This is a genomic window from Clostridium muellerianum (assembly GCF_012926525.1).
Lineage (GTDB): Bacteria > Bacillota > Clostridia > Clostridiales > Clostridiaceae > Clostridium_AM > Clostridium_AM muellerianum.
In genome coordinates this window covers 61,675-83,394 of sequence record NZ_JABBNI010000058.1, presented here as the reverse complement: position 1 = coordinate 83,394, position 21,720 = coordinate 61,675, and the positions used below count along the sequence as shown (strand labels likewise).

The following is a 21,720-nucleotide window of genomic DNA, read 5'->3' as shown; positions in this document are numbered from 1 at the left end:
ACAAAGTTTATTAATTATGCTTCATTTTTCAATGAAGCTTTTTTTATATGTTCTGTACTTTCTTTTTTACCAGTTAACTTAAATATCATTACTCCTCCAACATCTGAAGCTATACCCACTACAGAACCCATTAGAAGTGCTTCTATGCTAGATAAATACGTTCCATTTAAAGTAATAATTCCAAAAGTTGTTGCACATCCAATAAATGCACCTGGTATAAACGAAAACTTTTTCCACTTAGCTTCTGCTACCATGGCAAAAGAAACAATTCCTGTCATAATAGCACCTATGCCAGAAATATGAACAACTTTAGATACTTCTATAGCAATTACAGCCCATAGTACTCCTGTCATGTTTGCTATGATACCTTTTACCCATCCTTTTATAAACCGTTCTCCTGATGCATAATAGGTTGTAGTACCCATAAAGCCAGCCCAAGTTGAAACTCCAATAGCCCCACTTAGAACAGCCCACATCCATGATAATATTCCCATACTAACAGCACTTGCCATTATAGCGCTCATAAAAACTCTCCTTTGCCATTTGGGTTGAGGCATATTCAAAAAAATATACTAACATCTTTGACTTGTTATTTTCTTTCATATGTCTAAAGTGATATTTCTCTCTTTACCCCAAAATCTTTGAATTTGATTTCACCTTTTGTTATACATCCTTCTATTGGACATACTAGTGCACATAAATGACAACCTACACAATTATCTTTATTCACTGAAGGTCTTCTGTTTTCTTCATCCCACACAATTGCCTGATGAGCTCCATCATAACATGAAACATAGCATCTTCCGCATCCAATACACTTATCAGTATCAAAATTTGGATATACTATATAATCTCTATCTAAATTTTCAGCTGGTACTACGTTATCAAGTGCCACACCTACTAAATCTGAAAGTTTTTCTACACCTTTTTCTTCCATATAATATTCTATTCCACTAATTAAATCTTCAACTATTCTGTATCCATACTGCATAATAGCTGTAGTTACCTGAAGATTACTTGCTCCAAGCATTATAAATTCAATAGCATCTTCCCAAGTTTCTATTCCTCCAATACCGCTTATTGGAACATTTTTAAGCTTTGGTTCTTTAGCAAGTTGACTTACAAATCTTAAAGCTATTGGCTTAACAGCTTTTCCTGAATATCCAGATATAGCAGACTTACCATTTATTATTGGAAGTGCTACTTTTTTATCTAAATCTACTGCAGTTATACATTTTATTGTATTTATAGCTGAAACACCTGTAGCTCCACCTTCAACTGCAGCTACTGCTGGTACTTCCATACGTCCTATATTTGGAGTCATTTTTGCAAGTACAGGAAGGTTAGTACCTCTTCTTACTGCTGCTGAATATTTTTTTACTAATTCAGGATTTTGTCCAACATCTGAACCCATAGCATGACTTGTCATCTGAGGACATGAGAAATTACATTCAATAATGTCTGCACCTACTTCTGTAACAAGCTGTGCAAGCTTAGTCCATTCTTCTTCATTTGAACCCATTATTGAAGCTATTAATACCTTATTTGGGTAATTTTCTTTAAGTTTTTTCATATCTGCAAGATTTTCTTCAAGTGAATGTTCTGCAACTTGCTCCATATTTTTAAATCCTATGAAAGGAGTTCCCTCTTTTTTATTAGCATGAAAACGTGGTGAAACCTCTATCATTCTTTCCATAGCAACTGTTTTAAATACTATTCCACCCCAACCTGTTTCTAATGCTTTTGCACACATATCATAATTATTTCCAACTGGTGATGATGCTAAGAAAAATGGATTTTCACATTTTACTCCACAAAATTCTATTGAAAGATTTTTTCTTCTCATTTAATCTACGCCTCCTAATTTCTTGTGTAACTACCTTAAACCTGCTAAATAAGAATCTATTGATTCTGCAGCTAATTTACCTAATGCAACAGCTTGTACAACTGTTTTGTCACCTGCAACTATATCTCCTGATGCAAATACATCTTCTACATTTGTTCTGCAATTTTCTGTAACGATTATTCCTTTTTCGTTAGTCTTTACATCAGCAATAAGTTTAGCCTCTTCTATTTCCTGTCCTACTGCAAATATAACCATATCAGCTTTAAGTTCCAATACATCTGACTCATTGAACATACCAGTTGCTTTAAAGCTTACAGCTTTTCCTTTGCTTCCTATTACTTCTGATGGTTTAAAACCTGTAAATATAGGAATATTTAATGACTGTATGTATTCTCTTTCATGTACATCTGCAGGCATTTTCTCTATAGCTCTTCTATAAACTATTTTTACATCTTCACACCCAAGTAACTTAGCAGTTGATGCACAATCCATGGCAACATCTCCACCGCCTATAACGATTACGTGACTGCCTATGTTTACATCACCTTTATTTGTTTTAGCTTTTCCAAGAAAATCTACACCATTTACAACACCTTCTAAATCAGCGCCTTTAACATCTATAGCCTTTCCTTTTTGGATTCCACTAGAAATTAAGAATGCTTTATATCCTTCTGATCTAAGATCACCTAATTTAATATCTTTTCCAACTTTACAATTTGTTTTAAATTCTACCCCTAAATCTTTTATATAATTTATCTCATTTTCTACAACATCTTGAGGTAGTCTTTCTGGTGGTATTCCATAACTTAACCATCCACCTAAAATATCTTTTTCTTCAAATACAGTTACTTTATATCCTTTTAATGCAAGTCCTGCTGCTGCTGTAATACCGCTTGGACCAGCACCTATAACTGCTACCTTTTCCTTTGTAACTTCTACCTTATCTAGTACCTTCATGTCTATAGTTTTCTCATAATCAGTTAAATATCTCTGAAGTTCGCCTATTCTTATAGGTTGGTCTATACCACATCTGCTACAGGCTCCTTCACAATATTTATCATAAGGGCATACTCTTGCACATATTCCAGCAAGTGCATTGTTTGTTCTTATTGTCTCTACTGCGCCTTTAAGATTTTTAAAACGAAGTGAACGTATAAATTTTGCTGGATTTGTTCCTGCTGGGCATGCCTTACTACAAGGTGCATCATGACATAAAAGACATCTTGCTGCCTCCTCCATTGCTAAAAGAGGTGTTAAGGTTTTCTTTGTTTCTTCTAAGTATTTTCCTGTTTCCATTTAGTATTTTCCCCTTTCGAGATTATATATTTTATAAACATTTCTAGGAAGAGTCGTATATTTATATATATCTATCCTCTTCCTGTTAATATATTAACACTTTTTTTGTAATATTTCTACATAATATGAAAGTTTATCTACAAACCAATGCACTAAGTTGTCTTTTTTTTGCATTGACTTTGTCTTAATATTACTATTTAAAATGTTTTTCATCATCCTGAAAGTCCTTTTATTCCAGTACCTAAGAGCAATTTTTTTCATAAAAAAATCTTAAATTTTTATAACTTAAAAATCCTCTGAACACCTTTTGAGAATTAACCTCGTTTGTAATATTTTTCTCAAACCTACTAACTATTTAATTTAAATAGCTCATGGTATACCTTTTTATGCTAAAATAGAAAATTAATCTATAATAAAAAAAGGGAAAGCTAATTTTTTAGCCTTCGCCTTTTACATTTTTATTTTTTTAGTTTCCACTTAGTTCCTTCTTTAGAATCTAATATTTCAATATTCATGGAATTTAATTTGTCTCTAATTTCATCTGCTTTAGCCCAATTTTTACTTTGTCTTGCATCGTTTCTTTCCTGAATAAGCTTATCTACAAGATCACTATCAATATTGGAGTCTAAACCTTCTTCTATATCCTCATTCATTAGATCCATAGATAATACTTTATCAAAATCTTCTACTAAAGTAGATTTCTCCTTACTTGTAAGTTCATTATCCTTTATAACTTCCCATAAAACAGTGAATGCATTTGGTATATTTAAATCATCACTGATTTTTTCTCCAAACTTATTTTTATAATTATTTATTCTCTCTAAATCTACTCTATCATCTTCTTTAACTTCTTTTATTAAAGCCCTCACCTTGCTCTTTAATTTTTTATATGCAGTTTCTGCATCTTTCAATGCATCAAAGCTAAATAATAGTTGTTTTCTATATCTTGATTGAAGGCAGAAATATCTATAAATTAATGGATCAAATCCCTTTTCTTCTAGTTTGTTTACTGTTAAAAATTCTCCTTTAGATTTTGACATCTTTCCACTATCCAGCACAAGAAATTCTCCATGCATCCAATAGTTTACCCACTTATGTCCAATAACACCTTCCGATTGAGCAATTTCATTTGTATGATGTACTGGAATATGATCTACTCCACCACAATGTATATCTATTTTTTCTCCTAAATACTTCATAGACATAGCTGAACATTCAAGATGCCATCCTGGAAATCCTCTTCCCCAAGGTGAATCCCATTGCATAATCTGATTTTTAAATTTTGAATTTGTAAACCATAAAACAAAATCCATAGGATTCTTCTTATGTTCATCTACTTCGACTCTACTTCCAGCTTCTAACTCTTCCATACTTAGGTTTGCAAGCTTATTGTAATTTTCAAATTTATCAATTTCATAATATACATTTCCATTAGATATGTAAGTATAACCTTTTTCCTCTAGCCTTTTTACCAAACTTATCATATCATCAATATGTTCTGTAGCTCTGCAAACTACAGTTGGAATTTCAACATTTAACTTTTTACAATCATCTAAAAAGGCATTTTCATAAAATTTAGCTATTTCCCATACGGTTTTATTTTCACGTTTAGCACCTAATTCCATTTTGTCTTCGCCTTCGTCTGCATCAGACTGAAGATGTCCTACATCTGTAATATTCATTACATGTTTTACTTCATAGCCTAAATATCTTAAAGATTTTTTTAATATATCTTCAAATATATATGTTCTTAAATTTCCAATATGTGCAAAGTTATAAACTGTAGGTCCGCAAGTATACATTCCTACCTTTCCTTCATACACAGGCACAAATTTTTCTTTTTTTCTAGACATAGTATTATAAACATAAAAATCCATATACAGTCTCTCCCTTCAAATACTTTTGTTTTTATCTAGTGGCAACCACTCTAGTATTAACCTTCTTCAAGGCATAATAAAAAACACAGGATATTAAAATTCACCTGCGATACATTAAACTTGTTTAAATTTTAATAAATTGCTTAAAACACGCAGGCCGCATTTAATTTTAAAGAAAAATTTAAGCAACAACAGCACCACACAGTATACGACCTCCTTAAAGTTTATTCTATATAAATCTTACCACAATTATAAAATAATGCAATAATATTCAAAACTTTATTTCATCCCCCGTAAAACGTTTACTAAATTTTCATCATAACGTAAGTTTTTAATGGGATTATCAAGTATTTGCAAATCATCTTTAATCTAATAAGTAAAATTTATTAATAAATATATATATCGCCATTCTGTGGAATTATACCACTTTTCCTTTACCATTACCACATCTAAAGTTTAGGACATACTTCTTACAACTTTAAACAATAAAATTAATTCGCTTTTTCCTTAATAAAAGGAAACATTTTTATTGTATAATAATATAAGATAGTGAGGCGAAGAATAGAATGATTAATTATAAAAGATGTTCAGAAGTACCTATGAATTCAGTATTTAATGCTTTTAAAATAGGTTTTAGTGATTATATGATAAAAATAGATATATCAAAAGAAACTTTTATAAATAGATTTTTCAACACTGAAGGTAATTCTAAAGAAAGATCATTTATAGCTTTTGACTATAATAATCCTATAGGAATCATTTTAGGAGGAATTAAAACTTATGAAGGCATTTCCACTATGCGATGCGGTAGTTTTGCCATACACCCTTCCTATAGAGGTACAGGCATAAGTTTAGAACTATTTAAAATGCACAGAGAAGAAGCTGTAAAAAGTGGATGCAAACAATTATTTTTAGAAGTAATTAAAGATAACTTTAGAGCAATAAAATTTTATGAAAATATGGGTTATGAAAAAATATATAATTTGAATTATTTCTATACAAAAAGTATAAAATCTTTAACCAAAAATAATAATGTACAATTTGAAATAAAAAAAAGAGATATTACAGATACAAAACTGATATTTAAAAATTTAAAGGACTTTCATATAAACTGGCAAAGTGATATTGATTACATTCAAAAACTTAATGATGCATATTTTTACAGTGCTTATAAGGATTACAGCCTTTTAGGAGTTTTATGTATAGACCTTAGTGGAAGAATTATCTTTTTATGGGTAAACAAACATTATAGATGTAAATCCATAGGAAAAACTTTACTAACTTCAGCTTTCAGCGATTTAAGTTTATCAAAACTTTCAATAGGATTTCCTAATAATAACTTAATTCAAGGATTCATTAATCATGTAGGATTTATTAAAAACCCTATATCTCAATATGAAATGTATTTAACCCTTTAAAAATAAATTAAAAAACAGCAGCTAAATTTTAACTGCTGTTTTTGTGATTTTATTTATTCCATCATAACTGCAAGCTTTTTGTTAAGGCTTAACAATACTAACCCTACAGCTATAGCTACAACTGCTAGTCCTAAGAAAATCTGCAATGGTCCAAAGCCAGCTATAAAGCCTGCAAATTTATTTGCAAAACAAGAACTTAAAAACCAGCATCCCATAAGTAATGATGCAAACTTTTTAGGTGCTAATGAACTTACCATAGAAAGACCAATTGGTGATGTACATAATTCGCCTACTGTGTGTATAAAGTAAATTCCAACTACCCAAAGCATACTTATTTTTGCAGCACTGTCTCCTGCTATTGTAAGTGTTGGTATTCCTATAAACAAGAATCCAACTCCTAGCAATATAAGTCCTAAAGCCATTTTAGTAGGTATGTTTAAATCTCCTTTAGGTCTCTTTGATAATTTCATCCACAAACCTGCCATTATTGGCGCAAGTATTATTATAAATACAGGATTAATTGATTGGAACCAAGATACTGGACATTCAAATCCAAAAATACTTCTATTTACCGATTGTTCAGTAAATAATGTAAGCGAGGTTCCTGCTTGTTCATAGCCTGTCCAGAAAATTATATTAAATAGTACCAATATAAATATAACTAAGGTTCTTCTTTTTTCTTGTAGTGTAAGAGGTTTTCTTGCATCTTCTTCTTTTTCTTCGGCACCATTATTAGTATCAGCCTTCTTAACCTTATTACTTACTGGATACTTTCCTGCATCCCCAAGATATTTATTTCCTAAAAGATTGAACATAACTTGTCCAATTACCATGCCTATACCAGCTGCTAAGAAACCATATCTAAAACCATAATGCATTATAGTTGCACCTTGTTTTACAGCCATAGTTGATTCTGCTAAAGTACCACAGACAAATGGAGCTATCATTGCACCAAGGTTTATGCCCATATAAAATATTGTAAAAGCTGAATCTTTTCTTTTATCTCCTTTTGGATATAATTTCCAACTATTGTAGAAATATTAGGTTTAAAGAAACCATTACCAACTATAAGTAATATAAGTCCTATCCATAAGAATGTTCTATTTTGACCACTAAATAAAGCAAACTCTCCAAGCGCCATGGTTATACCACCTATTGTTATAGCTAATCTCTGTCCTAAAAATCTATCTGCTAAATATCCTCCAATTAATGGTGTAAGATATACTAATGAAGTATATGTTCCATAAAGGCCTGTTGCTTCAACTTTATTGTAACCTAGTCCGCCTCTAACTAACTCTGTCGTTAAGTATAATATTAATATACTTCTCATTCCATAGTAACTAAATCTTTCCCATGCTTCTGTAGCAAATAACAAATAAAGTCCTGGTGGCTGTTTCATCTTACCTGTTTTGACTTTCTTATTTCCTGTAAGTTCCGTTTCCACATTAATCACCCTCATTTCCATATTTTTTACAAGTTTATTTTAGCATCTTATTTGCAATTTTACAAGTTAAAAATCTCTCAAATTGATTATATAGCATCATTTTTACCTCTCTGGCAGCTAATATATATGCATTTTTTAATCCATTTACCATTTCATTTCAAAATACAAAATTAACATATTCGGAATTATTTTCCTGATAATTAATTATATTTAAGAAAACTTTGTGTCATTATATAACAAATTATCATGTTTTTGCTTATTAATTTTTTATATTTTATTTCATCCACATTTTTATAATTATACAGTTTTGTATTTTAAATATTTTCTGACTTTTCTTTTTATTATTTAAATTAAGTTCACTGCGCAGCTTTATTATCATATTTCAAAAAACACTTTTTCTTATATATATTTCTAAAAAAAAGATAACCTTGTCCACTTTTATGGACAAAGTTATCTTTTTTTACATATTATTCAACTCAATTTTCGCACATACAAAATTTGAACTTAATATAATAAGCAAACTGAGAAAGTTGAGTTATTTAATTTTTTAATACATTCTACATAACTATATAAATTTAATCTACGCAGCAGTTTTAATAGAATTTATATACTTTTTGCCTTTTTCTGCATCATACTTTCCTTCCCACTTAGATACAACTACAACTGCCAGTGAGTTACCACAAACATTTACAGCAGTTCTTGCCATATCAAGAATACGGTCAATTCCAGCAATAAATGCTATACCTTCTACTGGTATACCTACAGATCCTAATGTAGCTAATAGTACAACAAATGATACTCCTGGAACTCCTGCTATACCTTTTGAAGTAAGCATTAGTACAACTACCAAATTAATTTGAGTTAATATTGGCAAATGCATTCCATACAATTGAGCTATGAATAATGCTGCAATAGCTTGATATAATGTAGACCCATCTAGGTTAAAGGAATAACCTGTTGGAACAACAAATGTAGCAATAGATTTAGGACATCCGAACTTCTCCATTTTATCCATGATTCTTGGTAAAACTGTTTCTGAGCTTGCTGTACTATAAGCAAGTATAAGTTCATCCTTTAACACTTTTATAAGTGTAAAGATACTTGTTCCTACAAATTTTGCTATACATCCAAGTATAACTAAAACAAAGAAGAACATAGCTCCATAAGTTGTTATAGCTAATTTACCAAGAGGAATTAATGATTTAACTCCAAATTTTGAAACAGTTACACCAATTAATGCAAATACTCCAAATGGTGCTGTTTTCATGATCTGGTTAGTTACCCAAAACATTGTATCAGCAATACCCTGACATATAGCTAGAACCGGTTTGCCTTTTTCTCCTATAGCAGAAACACCTAAACCAAACATAACAGAGAAGAATATAATTGGAAGCATGTCCCCCTTAGCAAGTGACTCAACAATATTTGTAGGAACTATGTTTACAAAAGTATCTATAAAACTATGATGTGATACACTTTGTGCCGTATTCATGTAGCTTGAAACATTACTTTTTACAAGAGAATGCATATCAATACCAGTTCCTGGGTGAAATACATTACCTATTACTAATCCAAGTACAATAGCAACAGTAGTTACCACCTCAAAATAAACCAAAGTTTTTACACCTAATTTTCCGACCTGTTTAATATCTCCCCCTCCGGCAATACCAACTACAAGTGCTGAAAATACAATTGGAACTACTATCATTTTAATTAATCTTAAAAATATATCTCCTATTGGCTGCAAATATATGCTAACTGCTGGGTTTCCATAAAATACAGCTCCTACTATAATACCAAGTATAAGTCCTATAACAATTTGACCTGCCAGACCTAATTTCTTTTTTTTCATTTTTACCATCCTTTCTTTACTTTTAATTTAAAATTATAAATTTTAAGTTTTTTGTTCTTTGTTTATTCTTTTATTTTTCTATTACGAATTATTATTATAACAGAATTTTACCGTAAAGCCTATAAAAAACTACTAAAACAAACTTAAATCTACAAAATAATTTTTTGTAATTTTTTCTTAAATGAATTTTTGAATTATTTTTATTCATTTTTATACGTTATCTTATAAAAAATGATGATTAATTTGCATGTTTTTAGCCAGTAAATTTTTACCGTTGTTAAAATACTACTTATTATCCATGTTTATACGTGGGCTGGCATCTTTATAGATTTTCTGTTATTCTTTTTATGGAACACTTAATTTAAGAATATAATTATTAAATTACAAGTAACAAATTCAAAGGAGTGTACAATACTTGAAAGAAGATTTATTTATTTTAGCTCTAATGGTTATTACAGTACCTTTAACAGGTGAACTTAAAATTCATCCTTTTCATGATACTTTTCGTATTAGTTTTGCTACCCCAATTTTCTTATTTTTTTTACTGTGGATGAAAAAGTTACCTTTATTTATACCTGGACTTGTGGTTGGATTTTTCGTTGTTGCATTTCGCGTAGCTTTAGATTTTTTAATAAAAGGAAGTTTCCAATTAGGTCCCGACTTCATTTTTCACTTTTCAGCCTTTTTTTACTATGCAGCCTACTCTATTATTTTTTGCTTAGTAAAAGCAAACCGCTTACATCAAAGACCACTTTTATTAGGTTCTATATTTGTACTAATAGATATAGCAGCAAGTATAATTGAATTATTTTTCAGATATTATTTTTTAGGGAATAAATTTTCTGTATCTACTTTAGGGCTTATTGTTATTATAGCTATAATTAGAAGTTTTTTTGTTCTTAGCTTTTTTAACATAATTAAATTAAATGAAGTAAGGATGACCGTAAAGCAGCATCAAGAACAAAATGAGCATATGCTTTTGCTTATTTCAAGCTTATATGCGGAATCAATTCAAATAAAGAAATCTTTAAAGGATGCCGAAGATATTACTAGAAATTGCTATGATATGTATCAAGATCTTCAAAATCCTAATTATTCATTAAATCCAAAAGATTTAGCTCCAAAATTGTTATCCATTGCCGGACAAGTTCATGAAATAAAAAAGGATAATCAAAGACTTCAAGCTGGTCTATCCAAAATGATCTCTGCAGAAAATTCAACAGATTATATGGATATAAATAAAATAGGAAATATTATTATTCAAACTAATGAAAAATACGCTCGTAGTTTAGGCAAAGATATAAAATTTATTTTAGATATTAATGATTATTTTCCCCATTTACATATTTACACTATTTTGTCGCTTATTAATAATTTAACATCTAATTCTGTTGAGTCCATTAATGATACTGGTATTATAAAGATTTCTATTCATAAAAAAGAAGAATTGATTGAATTTGAAATTTCAGATAACGGCGTAGGAATTCCTGAAAAAAAGAGAAATTTGATTTTTAAACCTGGTTATACCACAAAGTACGATGTAAATGGCAAGCCATCTACAGGAATGGGATTATCTTACGTAAAAGAATTAATTAATAATTTAAAAGGTAGTATAACTTTAGAGAATGACTGTATAGAAAATAAAACAGCATTTATTATACAACTTCCAATCGATAATTTAATAGAGAAAGGGTGGTAAAATGAACTTTTTTATTGCTGACGACGATGAAGCTATTCGTTCTATGTTAACTGAAATTATTGAAGACTATGATTTGGGCGAAGTTGTTGGAGAAGCCGAAAACGGTTCCATTATAGATAATCAATTATTAACTTTAAAAAAGGTTGACATCATTATTATTGATTTATTAATGCCAATTAAAGATGGTCTTCAAACAATTCGTGACTTAGATAATTCTTTTACAGGAAAAGCCATAATGCTTTCACAAGTAGAAGATAAAGAGATGATTGGTAAAGCATACTCCTTCGGAATTGAATACTATATTACAAAACCAATTAACAGACTTGAAGTAATAAGTATTATTGAAAAAGTAATTGAGCATATGCAGCTCGAAAAGTCCATACATGATATTCAAAAAACATTAAATGTACTCCAATTTAAAAAAGAAAAAGATAGTGTTAAACAAACCTATAACTTTATAAATAAAGACATAATAAGTTCTGGTCAATTTTTGCTAACGGAATTAGGTATGATTGGAGAAAGTGGGAGTAAAGATTTATTAAATATACTTAAATATTTATTCGAATGTGAAAATGCAAACGCCTTTGAACACGGCTTCCCTTCACTTAAAAAAATCTTTATTGATGTAGCTATGAAAAAATTGGGACCTTTGTGTGACTCAATGGATTTAAACAAAGAAATAAAAGCTTCAGAACAAAGAATCCGTAGATCCATATTTCAAGCATTAAATCATTTAGCTTCACTGGGATTAACTGATTATTCTAATCCTAAATTTGAAGAATATGCAGCTACCTTCTTTGATTTTACAGAAGTACGTAAAAAAATGTTGGAGCTACAGAGCGGAAAATCATCTTCTATGTCTTCTATTCATATTAACACTAAAAAATTTGTTAAAGTCCTTTATATAGAAGCAAAGAAAAATTTAGGTATCTGAAAGGAAATAACAATTCCAATATGCGACGGATGTTTTTTGTAAGACAAGGAAACAAGTTCCGCAGAAGCTTAAACTATCTAAGGTTTCTGTAGACACAGTATTACAAAAATAGACTAGCATATGGACTTGTTATTTTTTCAAAATGCCTTAGCAGCTATTTCTTAAATATAAGGGGATTCTTATAATACATATATGTATTTTGAGAAGCTCCTCTTCCATATCATTACCAAACCTAAAACTTGACTTTCCCAAAAACTATACAACACCATTATTTGTAAATAATATTCTAATTTAAGTTTCTCCTGGTTTATTTACTTTGTTTTCTTTATTCTTTCTAAACTTTTTAAAATCATTAATTATTTTTGGTCTTTCTTGTAAAAAATCAACAAAATTTTTTAAGTATTCTACAGTTTCATCATTTATGGTATGTTCTACTTTTTCAGTTTGCTCAAGAACTTCATCAGATATCCCAAGAACTTTAAAAAACTCTTCTATGGTATTATGTCTATTAAGCAAATATCTGCCCATTACCTTTCCTTCCTTGGTTAAAACTATAATTCCATACTTTTCATAGTTTACAAATTTTAATTCTGACAATTTTTGTACCATTTTAGTAGCAGAAGGAGGTTGTACATTTAAAGCCTTTGCCAATTCATGTATTCGCGTAAAACCTACTTCTTCTGATAATCTATAAATCATTTCCAAATAATCTTCCATAGAAGCAGTTAATACATCACATTCTTTTTTCATATATTCACTAAAAGTGAAAAAATCTTCATTTGCCACTTTTTTCACCTACTTAAATATCTCTACTTTTAATTCTATAACTTATTTTGAAAAAATAGAACTTATTATTCGTATAAAAAAATGGCTATCGCACTAAAATAAACATTACAACATATTGTTTTTGCAATTGATTTCAAAATCAATATATTGTATATAAATTTCTTAATGCGACAGCCTCTTAACTTTTATAGTATTATATTTGTCTTCTTATTTCATTTCCACAGATAAATTCCCCTTCTTCTGCACTGTGAACCTTCCAGTGTGTCTTTGTATGCATATCAGTACTCTGTACAGATTGTGCTTGATTGTTTTCCGGATTTTTTTGTTCTATATCCTTAATTTTATCTGGTGCTGTTTTTGCCATTGAACGATAAGTCATAAAACCACCTCCTATTTATATTTTAGCCTAGAGGTGTTTTTTTATTATGTATATTTTAAGGCTTCATTTCCATGAATTTATTTTTTTAAGTTAACTTAACTTACTTTAAAAGAAATATAATTATAGAAACTATTATGAATACGTGCTAATCTTCTGAACAAATTTCATCTAACTTATTTAGAATCTTTCTATACCCTGATTTTATTATTTCATTTTCGTATAATTCTTTATAACTTATGTTATCTATATCTATGTTTACTGCCTTTTCTAAATTTTCTCCATAAAGTTTTCTTAAAAGCATAGTATATTCTATTTTTATTGAATTGTAAATTCTATTATCATCATAGTTAAAACTATTTGTGTCCTTATTTAATTTTTCTACAATTCCATATAACTGGTATATATAGCTTAATTCTTTTAAATCAAATTCACTTTTTAAATAAGCAACACCAGCTGCATATTCGCTATCCATAGGTATAGGATATACATCAACATTATCTTTATGATTAATTGACTTTAAAAATCTTATACTTTGAAAAATAGCTGTACATAGATCTAATCTTATTATATTTGCACACTGGCGACTTCTTTTTATTCTCACGCCCTCCTCATATTTCCTGTTATCTTCTACTATTTTATTCTGAACTTCTATATTTCTATCAGTGGATTTCTTAGTTGTAATCCAACCAAAAATCCCTCCAACTATTGCTCCAAGTATTATTGATATAAATGATATTAATGGTGTTAACAACTTTTCAGGTATGGCTCTTAACATTTTTCCTCCTTAGATACATTAATAAAATTATTTATATATTTTTCCTATTAAAAAACATTTTATACTTTCTATATTCATTAATGTAAAATCAACCGTTAAAAAATTCCAATTTTAAATATACAAAATAGTACATATATACTCTAGCTATTTACCTATATTTCTTCTCTGAAAATTATTTATACTATCTAAAAAATCATGCATAAAATTTGACCCTCTTGATATAAGTACCCCTGTAAGTATCACACCCATATATGGTATATTTGTAGGCAATCCCACTGCATTCATAAAATCTATATTACAACCAACAGCTATAAGTTCACCAAAAGCTAATGCCCCAAGTCTGTCATAACTAAATTTTCCATTTTGCCAGAACATCTTCGTAGTTTCCCACAAAGCTTCTACTATTAAAGCTGCCAACATAAACCTCAGCAAATTCATTTTTTTGTTCACCACCATTTAAAATTATTGTGAAGCAATTTTTTAAATGTTTTACTACAATTTATATATGCAGGCTTTTTTTAGATTATGAACTGGCATAAAAAAATAATAGACCAATACGATTGGTCTATTATTTTCAATAATTAAACTTATTTGTTTTATACTTGCTACCCTAATATTCAATGTAATGCTATTAACTTTGCTATACTACCTTTTCCTCATCAGAATGTTTACAAACTTCAATCAAATCTTCTACACTATCTATAACATAATCGGGATCATACTTCATAAGTTCCTTTAAGGAAAGCGCTGTATATTTTACTAAACAAGTTTTACATCCCGCATTTTTACCACAAAGTAAATCATTATGGCTGTCCCCAACCATTAATGCTTCTTCTGGCAAAACATTAAGCTTCTCACAAGCCTTTAACGCTGGATCCCCTAAAGGCTTATGCTTTTCTGTATCCTCAGGACACACTATAACATCCATATATTCAAACACCTCTATGAGTTTAAGGCTTCTAAGTGCCATGTTTCTTCTTTTTGAAGTAACTATAGCAAGCTTCATTCCCATATCCTTCAAACCTTTAAGTCCTTGTTCTACCCCCTTAAACTTTGAAGCAAGTTCATCATGGTTGCTCTCATTGAAACTTCTAAAAAGCTTTAGAAGTAAATCTGCATTATCCTTATCATATCTTACCATAGCATCTCTTAAAGGTTCTCCAAAAGTTTTTACTACTTCTTCTCTTGAAATATCTTTATTAAAATGTTTTTTAAAAGCATATTTAAAACTTTTTATAATAAGATCATTAGTATTTATAAGTGTTCCATCTAAATCAAATAAAACTGCTTTAATCATTTAATTTTACCTCCTGATTGTAAATAGCCCTACTACATGATAACATAGCAAAATACATACAACAAGTTTGAAAAATTAATTTCTAAAATAAACTTTGGCGTCCTATATTGTTTAATCTAACAAATTTCATCATGCTAACAACTGTTTTATAAAGCTAAAAGTAAAATAAATTGTACTTACTACTATTACATCAAAAGATAGACTTCTGAATTTTTCAATATCTATACCTTTCAACATTTTTTCACCACCTTAAGCAATATTCCAATTATGAATTTCATTAATTAAAAAATACATATTAATACTTTAAAAGAATTTCAATTCAGCTATTTCTTTTTGAAATCCTTTATTAAGTTGTGATTTAATATATCATCTGAATACTGAAGCTCTTTTAAATATTGTTCCTTTTGAGCCTTCAAAGTATCAGTTTCCGGTATTTGTGCACCTGTTTTTATATCATAATAAGTATTAGTCCATGATATATAAAACACCTTTCCATCTGTAAAAGTACCAGTTCTGAAAATAACTTTACCACTGTCACTATTTAAAATATCTTTCCCAAGCATATATTGTCTAGGTAAATTAAATATATTAGCCAAAGTAGGATACAAATCCATTTGTGCTGAATAAGTATGATTTACCCCTTTGTTTTCATCTCCAGGGAAGTGTATTAGCATAGGTACTTTTTGATATTGTTCCCAAGTCAAGTCATTTGCATTACTTATTTTTTCGAATTTATAAAGTTCATCTGCATTGTCTTTAGGAATTGCAAAATGATCTCCATATAAAACAACAATAGAATTATCTGTTATTTTTTCCTTCTCCAATTTATCTAGGAATACTCCAAGCTGCTCATCCGTGTAGTGTATTCCTTTCAAATAGTTACCTAAAAGAGTATTTTCATATTGACCTACATTAAAGTTTCCATATCCTTTTGTATCATCATAAGGATAATGACTACTAAGAGTTACTAAGAACGAGTAGTACGGTTGCTTAAGAGTTTTCAACTTATCAAAACTCTGATTCAAAAAAGATTTATCGCTAAGTCCAAGTCCCACATTCTCGTCTATATTAAAACTATGTTGTCCATAAAATTTATCAAATCCTTGTACTGGGTACATAACATTTCTATTCCAAAAGCCTTCATTATTTCCATGAAAGGCAGCAGTATAGTATTGTTTACTTTTAAGTTCGTTAGCTAAAGAATTATATGCATTACCACTGTAACTATAATAAGCTGAACCTGATTCTGCAGGATAAAGCGAATTATTGGACATAAATTCTGCATCAGAAGTATTTCCACCTGCTACTTGATAGAAATAGTTATCAAAGTACATACTTTTATTTATCCATCTGTTTAAATTAGGAGTTATTTCTTGTCCATTTATTTTTTGGTTTATAACAAAACTCTGAAGAGCTTCTACTTGTATCATTATAAGGTTTTTTCCTTCTCCTACACCCGTTAAATTCGTACCAGTGCTTTGATTATTTTTAACTAAAAAGTCCTTTATTTCATTTTCCCTTGCAGTTGAAAGCTTGGATGAATTTTTTATAGATGTACTTACATAATTATAAGCATCTATAACATGAAAATTAATATTTCCTATCATTTTTGTTAAATATATTCTGTCACTCATTGAACTTATAAGTGTAGGCTGCTCTTTAGAAACTGCATAAACAGATTGAGTATCCATAACAACTCCAATAAGTAACGTTGCCACAAACATTGCTGCTTTTCTAAAGAAAACTTTTTTCTTGTTATCTACTACTTCAAATCTTTTTATAATAGGTATTAAAAATACTATATCTATTAAATATAGAAAATCTTTAATACTAATTAAACTTTTTACACTGGAAGATACTCCTGTTAAAAGTTTTACGTTTTTTAAAGCAGAAACTGTTATTACATCTTTATAATATCTAAAATATACTATATCCGATATTAAAACCAAACTTATAACAATATTTAGTATAAATAAAAGCTTTATTCGTCTTCTTTGTTTAAATAGTGTAAAGAAACTAACTAATATTAAAATTGAAGCTATAATTGGACGATTTACTTTGGAATAAAAATATTCTGGGGATATTTGCTTTCCATAATGCATAACTTTTACATATATTATAATTAAAAACAAAATTATATCTATGTTATTTTTAACATGTAAAATTAGATCATCTATATTTATGTTAAATTTATCATTTATTTTCAATTTTATATCATTTATTTTCAATCTTATATTATTTATTTTAGATTTTATATTATTCACTTACAACCCTCCTATCGTACTTATAAACTTATAATACTACGTATAAATTACATATTGGTGACAAGTTCATGAATAAATTGTAAATATACATTTTTAAAACGAATTACTCAAAGTTACTGTAAAATAAAATCTTACACCTTCATATACATTTTTTACACCATATTCATAACCATGAAGCATAAGTATATTTTTAACTATTGCAAGCCCTATACCTGTTCCACCTAATTTTCTATTTCCTGACTTATCTACCTTATAAAACTTATCCCATATTTTATTCATTTCATCTTCTGGTATGTGTTTGCCGTTGTTCTCCACATAAATTAAAACTTTATTGTTTTCTAACTCTTCCATAGCTATTTTAATATATCCATAATTTCTAGTATGTTTTATAGCATTAGTAATAAAGTTAATTAAAACTTGTTCCATCCTTCTCCAATCTGCACATACTTTTATATCATATAATAATTTTAATTTAAAATCTATACTATTTTCTTCTACTAATGCCGAAAATCTTTTAATAACAGACTCTATTAAACTGTGCATCAAAAATTCTTCCTTAACTAATTTAAAATTTCCAGATTCTAGCTGAGACAAATCCAACATATCATAAACTAAATTTCCCATCCTTTTAGATTCATCTATTATTATATCTATATAATAATCCTTATCATTGCCTTCAAATACACCATCTTTAATTCCTTCCGCATACCCTTCTATTAAGCTTATAGGTGTTTTTAATTCATGAGAAACTGCAGCAACAAATTCCTTTCTCATTCTTTCTAAAGCTCTTTCCTTTTCTATATCCTTTTCTAGTTTAATATTAGCTTCTTTTAGCGACGTTAATGATTCATGTAAGTTTTCCGATAAAAAATTTAGGGTATTGGATAAATTCCCTATTTCATCTTCACTTTGTATATTACACTTTTCAGAAAAGTCCATAACTGCCATTTTAGATGCTGCTTTATTGAGTTTTAAAAGCGGCTTTGATATCATATTTGAATATACAAATGATAATATTATAATCAATATTACTGCTGCTATATAAAAGTAAAAATAAAATTCTTTTATTACTAAAGATGCCTCATTTACAGGCTGCAGTGAAGATATAGCAAATATTATATATCCTTTACTAGTATCAGAAGAAGCAGTTACTATAGTTCTCATTTCATTAGTTTTTTTAGAAGTTATTCTAGTTATTGTCTTATCTTGTTTTCTCATGCTTTCCATAATATCGGAATTTACTCTCCATGATCTTATAACTTCGTTAATAGCTTTAATTCTCACATTATCTGCTTTTTCATTATTAGATTTTAATATAAACTTTAAGTTTCCATATTGATCTAATATAGCTATCTTTGCATTATTATTTTCTTCAAAATCTTTTATAAGCTGCATTTCTTTTTCTTCATCTTTTGTTTTATTATAGTTCACTTTAAATTTTTGTATTTGATTTTGTAAATTTGCTTTTTTCTTACTTACATAAAACTTTTCAAAAAACAAAGATTGAACTAAAAGAGTTGTGCTTATAAAAATCACAAAAACCAAGGCAGTTACAATAAACAGCTTCCATGTTATGCTTTTATTTATCTTGTTTTTTATTTTACCTTCAAAAAATTTTATGTTTAATTTCATATCAAATACCCTTAAGCATATCCTTTCGTTTCAAATTTATATCCTGTTCCTCTTACAGTAGATATTAAATATGCTTTTTCTCCAAGTTTTTCTCTAAGCCTCTTTATGTGAGTATCTACAGTTCTAAGCTCTCCATAATAATCCGTACCCCACACAGAATCTAAAATTTGCTCTCTACTAAGCACTATTCCTTTGTTTTTTATAAAGTATATTAATAACTCAAACTCTTTTGGTGACAAATATATGTCTTTATCATATATCTTAAACTCATGTGATTTTTCGTTTATATAAAGTCCATCAAAAAAGTTATCATCATTATTTCCATCTGGGTAAGTTCTTTTTAAAAGTGCCTTTATTTTAGCTGTTAATATTTTAGGACTGAAAGGTTTTGTAACATAATTATCTGTACCTAACTCAAAGCCTAGTAATTGATCTTCATCTTCTGCTTTTGCAGTAAGCATGATAACTGGCACTTGAGATATCTTTCTAATTTCTTTGCAAGTTTCCCAACCATCCATAATAGGCATCATTATATCAAGCACAACTAATTCTATGGTATTTTCTTTAAAAACTTTCAAAGCATCCTTTCCATTTTCTGCTTCAAATACAGTAAAGCCTTCCTTTTTTAAATAAGCTCCTATTAAAAATCTCATTCTTTCTTCATCATCTACAATTAATATAGTTTTACTCATATTCAATCTCCCAACATTAATCAGCAGTCATTCTCTACTACTGGTTAATTATTTCCAGTTTACATATTTACTGTTACAATTTGTTGTCAAACTTGTTAACAAATTTTAAACGTATTCTTTTTCCTTTTCTAAAAATATATTATAAATTTCATCATCATAATTGTACATAACATAATTTTACAATCATAATAGGTATTTTTCAATATTCATTCTCTAATTTTAAAGTTTATCTAGTATGTGTATTTCCATGCTTTAGTATCTAAAATTTTTCTCAATGGATTTTATTTTAATCCTAGTTCTATCACCAAAAACAAATTACCATTAATGTTTTTAACTTGACTACAAATCATAAAAGGTATATTATAGTTAACCTGGAGGTGACATCTAATGAATGATGCTAAAATCACAAAATATGGATACCTATTAATAACACTCGCTGGCGCCTGTTGGGGGATGATGGGAGTACTTACTAGAGGACTTAGCAATCTAGGTTTTAGCCCTTTGCAGATAGCATCTTTAAGGCCTACTGTCGCAGTTTTATTTTATGTATTATTTAATTTAATAAGAAATCCTAAAATATTTAAAATAGACCTAAAAGGTCTTTTATTCTTTTTAATTTATGGAGTAGTAACTTTTGATGGTATGTTTTTATCTTTTACATACGCTGTAAAATATACAAGTATTGCTACAGCTTCAGTACTTTTATTTACTAGTCCTATAATGGTAATGATAATGTCTAGAATAATATTTAAAGAAAAGCTAACTAATAAAAAAATGCTTTCAGTCATACTTACTATAATTGGATGCATTTTAATATCAAAAGCTTATGATTCAAGTTCATTAAAGTTAAATGCCATTGGAATAATATGTGGAATTATTTCAGGATTCGCTGTAGCTCTTCAAAACATATTAGGAAAAGTTGGAGTAAGTAAATATGATTATAGAACTCAGTTAAGCTACTCATTTATTTTTGCAGCACTTTTCTTTTGGTGCTTAAAACCACCAGTTCAATTAATAAAGATGTCTGTAAGTAGTCCTAAAGCTGTAATGCTAGTTATCGGAATAGGTTTTGTAGCTACAGTTATACCAAATGGTGCATTTATTAAAGGACTTCAATATATAGAATCAAGCAAAGCAAGTGTACTAGTAAGTGTAGAGCCTATAATTGCAACTCTACTGGGATTCTTATGTTTTAATGAAACAGTACAATTACCACAGATATTTGGAATATTTGTTATAATATTTGCAGTGGCTTTCATACAAAATGCCAGCAAAGAAGAACAGTTACAAAAAGAAGGAGAACAGTTAGAAAAAGTAGCCTAGCTTTTCTTATACTTCACGCCATAACACAGGCTTAATATTATAGCGTCTATAATATATAAAATTAAAGGTATCATAATTTAAAATTTACAAAAACACAATGTTTCCCTACACATATTTTTTTGTGTAGGGAAACTTATTTTCTGCCATATATAGGGATACTAGTACTACTACTCACATATATGCTATAATGAACTGTATTATTTACT

At 28.9% G+C, this 21,720-nt stretch carries 19 protein-coding genes; 4 read left to right on the top strand and 15 right to left on the bottom strand.

The features are described 5' to 3' along the window. Positions 1-14 precede the first annotated feature (14 nt). From HBE96_RS19915 to cysS, 4 genes are all read right to left on the bottom strand, one after another. Complete coding sequence (locus HBE96_RS19915; protein WP_169299459.1) at positions 15-524, bottom strand: DUF1097 domain-containing protein; 510 nt, start codon at positions 522-524, stop codon at positions 15-17. A gap of 83 nt (positions 525-607) precedes the next feature. Then, positions 608-1,846 carry an NAD-dependent dihydropyrimidine dehydrogenase subunit PreA gene (gene preA, locus HBE96_RS19910; RefSeq protein WP_169299458.1) on the bottom strand — a complete coding sequence of 413 codons (1,239 nt, stop codon included), beginning with the start codon at positions 1,844-1,846 and terminating at the stop codon, positions 608-610. 30 nt (positions 1,847-1,876) lie between these two features. Then, a complete protein-coding gene (locus tag HBE96_RS19905) occupies positions 1,877-3,142 on the bottom strand; it encodes an FAD-dependent oxidoreductase (RefSeq protein WP_169299457.1) in 1,266 nt (421 codons plus the stop codon). Between the two features lie 458 nt (positions 3,143-3,600). Further along, entirely contained in the window at positions 3,601-5,019 is a 1,419-nt protein-coding gene (gene cysS / locus HBE96_RS19900) for a cysteine--tRNA ligase (RefSeq protein WP_169299456.1), read from the bottom strand. A 566-nt stretch (positions 5,020-5,585) separates the two neighbouring features. Here cysS and HBE96_RS19895 point away from each other — a divergent pair. Next, entirely contained in the window at positions 5,586-6,437 is an 852-nt protein-coding gene (locus tag HBE96_RS19895) for a GNAT family N-acetyltransferase (RefSeq protein WP_169299455.1), read from the top strand. 53 nt (positions 6,438-6,490) lie between these two features. On the opposite strand, the gene HBE96_RS27035 is transcribed toward HBE96_RS19895, so the two are convergent. The 3 genes from HBE96_RS27035 to HBE96_RS19885 all read right to left on the bottom strand — a co-directional run bounded on the left by HBE96_RS27035 (position 6,491) and on the right by HBE96_RS19885 (position 9,733). Next, positions 6,491-7,405 carry a peptide MFS transporter gene (locus tag HBE96_RS27035; RefSeq protein WP_483416376.1) on the bottom strand — a complete coding sequence of 305 codons (915 nt, stop codon included), beginning with the start codon at positions 7,403-7,405 and terminating at the stop codon, positions 6,491-6,493. Beyond that, positions 7,396-7,881: an MFS transporter gene (locus HBE96_RS27030; RefSeq protein ID WP_483416375.1), complete on the bottom strand. Its 486-nt coding sequence runs from the start codon at positions 7,879-7,881 to the stop codon at positions 7,396-7,398. The genes HBE96_RS27035 and HBE96_RS27030 overlap by 10 nt, the downstream gene beginning before the upstream one ends. Positions 7,882-8,461: 580 nt before the next feature. Further along, complete coding sequence (locus tag HBE96_RS19885; RefSeq protein ID WP_169299454.1) at positions 8,462-9,733, bottom strand: cation:dicarboxylate symporter family transporter; 1,272 nt, start codon at positions 9,731-9,733, stop codon at positions 8,462-8,464. 415 nt (positions 9,734-10,148) lie between these two features. Here HBE96_RS19885 and HBE96_RS19880 point away from each other — a divergent pair, with 415 nt between their 5' ends. Both HBE96_RS19880 and HBE96_RS19875 read left to right on the top strand, forming a co-directional pair. Continuing rightward, a complete protein-coding gene (locus tag HBE96_RS19880) occupies positions 10,149-11,432 on the top strand; it encodes a sensor histidine kinase (protein ID WP_169299453.1) in 1,284 nt (427 codons plus the stop codon). Position 11,433: 1 nt separating this feature from the next. Then, positions 11,434-12,366 carry a response regulator gene (locus HBE96_RS19875; protein WP_169299452.1) on the top strand — a complete coding sequence of 311 codons (933 nt, stop codon included), beginning with the start codon at positions 11,434-11,436 and terminating at the stop codon, positions 12,364-12,366. A 291-nt stretch (positions 12,367-12,657) separates the two neighbouring features. Here the strand turns inward: HBE96_RS19875 and mntR are convergent, their stop codons facing one another. The 8 genes from mntR to HBE96_RS19835 all read right to left on the bottom strand — a co-directional run bounded on the left by mntR (position 12,658) and on the right by HBE96_RS19835 (position 20,191). Continuing rightward, the gene (gene mntR, locus HBE96_RS19870; RefSeq protein WP_169299451.1) at positions 12,658-13,152 is read right to left on the bottom strand and encodes a transcriptional regulator MntR; all 495 of its coding nucleotides are present in this window, start codon (positions 13,150-13,152) and stop codon (positions 12,658-12,660) included. 193 nt (positions 13,153-13,345) lie between these two features. After that, positions 13,346-13,531: a hypothetical protein gene (locus tag HBE96_RS19865; RefSeq protein WP_169299450.1), complete on the bottom strand. Its 186-nt coding sequence runs from the start codon at positions 13,529-13,531 to the stop codon at positions 13,346-13,348. A 145-nt stretch (positions 13,532-13,676) separates the two neighbouring features. Then, complete coding sequence (locus tag HBE96_RS19860; protein WP_169299449.1) at positions 13,677-14,306, bottom strand: hypothetical protein; 630 nt, start codon at positions 14,304-14,306, stop codon at positions 13,677-13,679. 144 nt (positions 14,307-14,450) lie between these two features. After that, a complete protein-coding gene (locus HBE96_RS19855) occupies positions 14,451-14,744 on the bottom strand; it encodes a hypothetical protein (protein WP_169299448.1) in 294 nt (97 codons plus the stop codon). Between the two features lie 202 nt (positions 14,745-14,946). Beyond that, a complete protein-coding gene (gene ppaX / locus HBE96_RS19850) occupies positions 14,947-15,603 on the bottom strand; it encodes a pyrophosphatase PpaX (protein ID WP_169299447.1) in 657 nt (218 codons plus the stop codon). Between the two features lie 323 nt (positions 15,604-15,926). After that, on the bottom strand, positions 15,927-17,810 hold the full coding sequence (locus tag HBE96_RS19845; protein ID WP_206155014.1) for an LTA synthase family protein: 1,884 nt from the start codon (positions 17,808-17,810) through the stop codon (positions 15,927-15,929). A 150-nt stretch (positions 17,811-17,960) separates the two neighbouring features. Next, positions 17,961-19,499 carry a HAMP domain-containing sensor histidine kinase gene (locus HBE96_RS19840; RefSeq protein WP_169299446.1) on the bottom strand — a complete coding sequence of 513 codons (1,539 nt, stop codon included), beginning with the start codon at positions 19,497-19,499 and terminating at the stop codon, positions 17,961-17,963. Positions 19,500-19,510: 11 nt separating this feature from the next. After that, positions 19,511-20,191: a response regulator transcription factor gene (locus tag HBE96_RS19835; RefSeq protein WP_169299445.1), complete on the bottom strand. Its 681-nt coding sequence runs from the start codon at positions 20,189-20,191 to the stop codon at positions 19,511-19,513. Between the two features lie 387 nt (positions 20,192-20,578). Between HBE96_RS19835 and HBE96_RS19830 the strand changes: the two genes are divergently transcribed. Next, positions 20,579-21,514 (top strand): DMT family transporter, encoded by a 936-nt coding sequence (locus HBE96_RS19830; protein WP_169299444.1) that lies wholly within the window; start codon positions 20,579-20,581, stop codon positions 21,512-21,514. The last annotated feature ends 206 nt before the right edge of the window (positions 21,515-21,720 follow it).

What these genes read in the sequence shown, in the direction of transcription:
- HBE96_RS19835 (WP_169299445.1), bottom strand. Translation starts at nt 20,191, where the DNA reads ATGAGTAAAACTATATTAATTGTAGATGATGAAGAAAGAATGAGATTT.
- HBE96_RS19905 (WP_169299457.1), bottom strand. Translation starts at nt 3,142, where the DNA reads ATGGAAACAGGAAAATACTTAGAAGAAACAAAGAAAACCTTAACACCT.
- ppaX (WP_169299447.1), bottom strand. Translation starts at nt 15,603, where the DNA reads ATGATTAAAGCAGTTTTATTTGATTTAGATGGAACACTTATAAATACT.
- HBE96_RS19840 (WP_169299446.1), bottom strand. Translation starts at nt 19,499, where the DNA reads ATGAAATTAAACATAAAATTTTTTGAAGGTAAAATAAAAAACAAGATA.
- HBE96_RS19855 (WP_169299448.1), bottom strand. Translation starts at nt 14,744, where the DNA reads ATGAATTTGCTGAGGTTTATGTTGGCAGCTTTAATAGTAGAAGCTTTG.
- HBE96_RS19915 (WP_169299459.1), bottom strand. Translation starts at nt 524, where the DNA reads ATGAGCGCTATAATGGCAAGTGCTGTTAGTATGGGAATATTATCATGG.
- HBE96_RS19830 (WP_169299444.1), top strand. Translation starts at nt 20,579, where the DNA reads ATGAATGATGCTAAAATCACAAAATATGGATACCTATTAATAACACTC.
- HBE96_RS19865 (WP_169299450.1), bottom strand. Translation starts at nt 13,531, where the DNA reads ATGACTTATCGTTCAATGGCAAAAACAGCACCAGATAAAATTAAGGAT.
- preA (WP_169299458.1), bottom strand. Translation starts at nt 1,846, where the DNA reads ATGAGAAGAAAAAATCTTTCAATAGAATTTTGTGGAGTAAAATGTGAA.
- HBE96_RS27035 (WP_483416376.1), bottom strand. Translation starts at nt 7,405, where the DNA reads ATGGGCATAAACCTTGGTGCAATGATAGCTCCATTTGTCTGTGGTACT.
- HBE96_RS19875 (WP_169299452.1), top strand. Translation starts at nt 11,434, where the DNA reads ATGAACTTTTTTATTGCTGACGACGATGAAGCTATTCGTTCTATGTTA.
- HBE96_RS19885 (WP_169299454.1), bottom strand. Translation starts at nt 9,733, where the DNA reads ATGAAAAAAAAGAAATTAGGTCTGGCAGGTCAAATTGTTATAGGACTT.
- HBE96_RS19895 (WP_169299455.1), top strand. Translation starts at nt 5,586, where the DNA reads ATGATTAATTATAAAAGATGTTCAGAAGTACCTATGAATTCAGTATTT.
- HBE96_RS19860 (WP_169299449.1), bottom strand. Translation starts at nt 14,306, where the DNA reads ATGTTAAGAGCCATACCTGAAAAGTTGTTAACACCATTAATATCATTT.
- cysS (WP_169299456.1), bottom strand. Translation starts at nt 5,019, where the DNA reads ATGGATTTTTATGTTTATAATACTATGTCTAGAAAAAAAGAAAAATTT.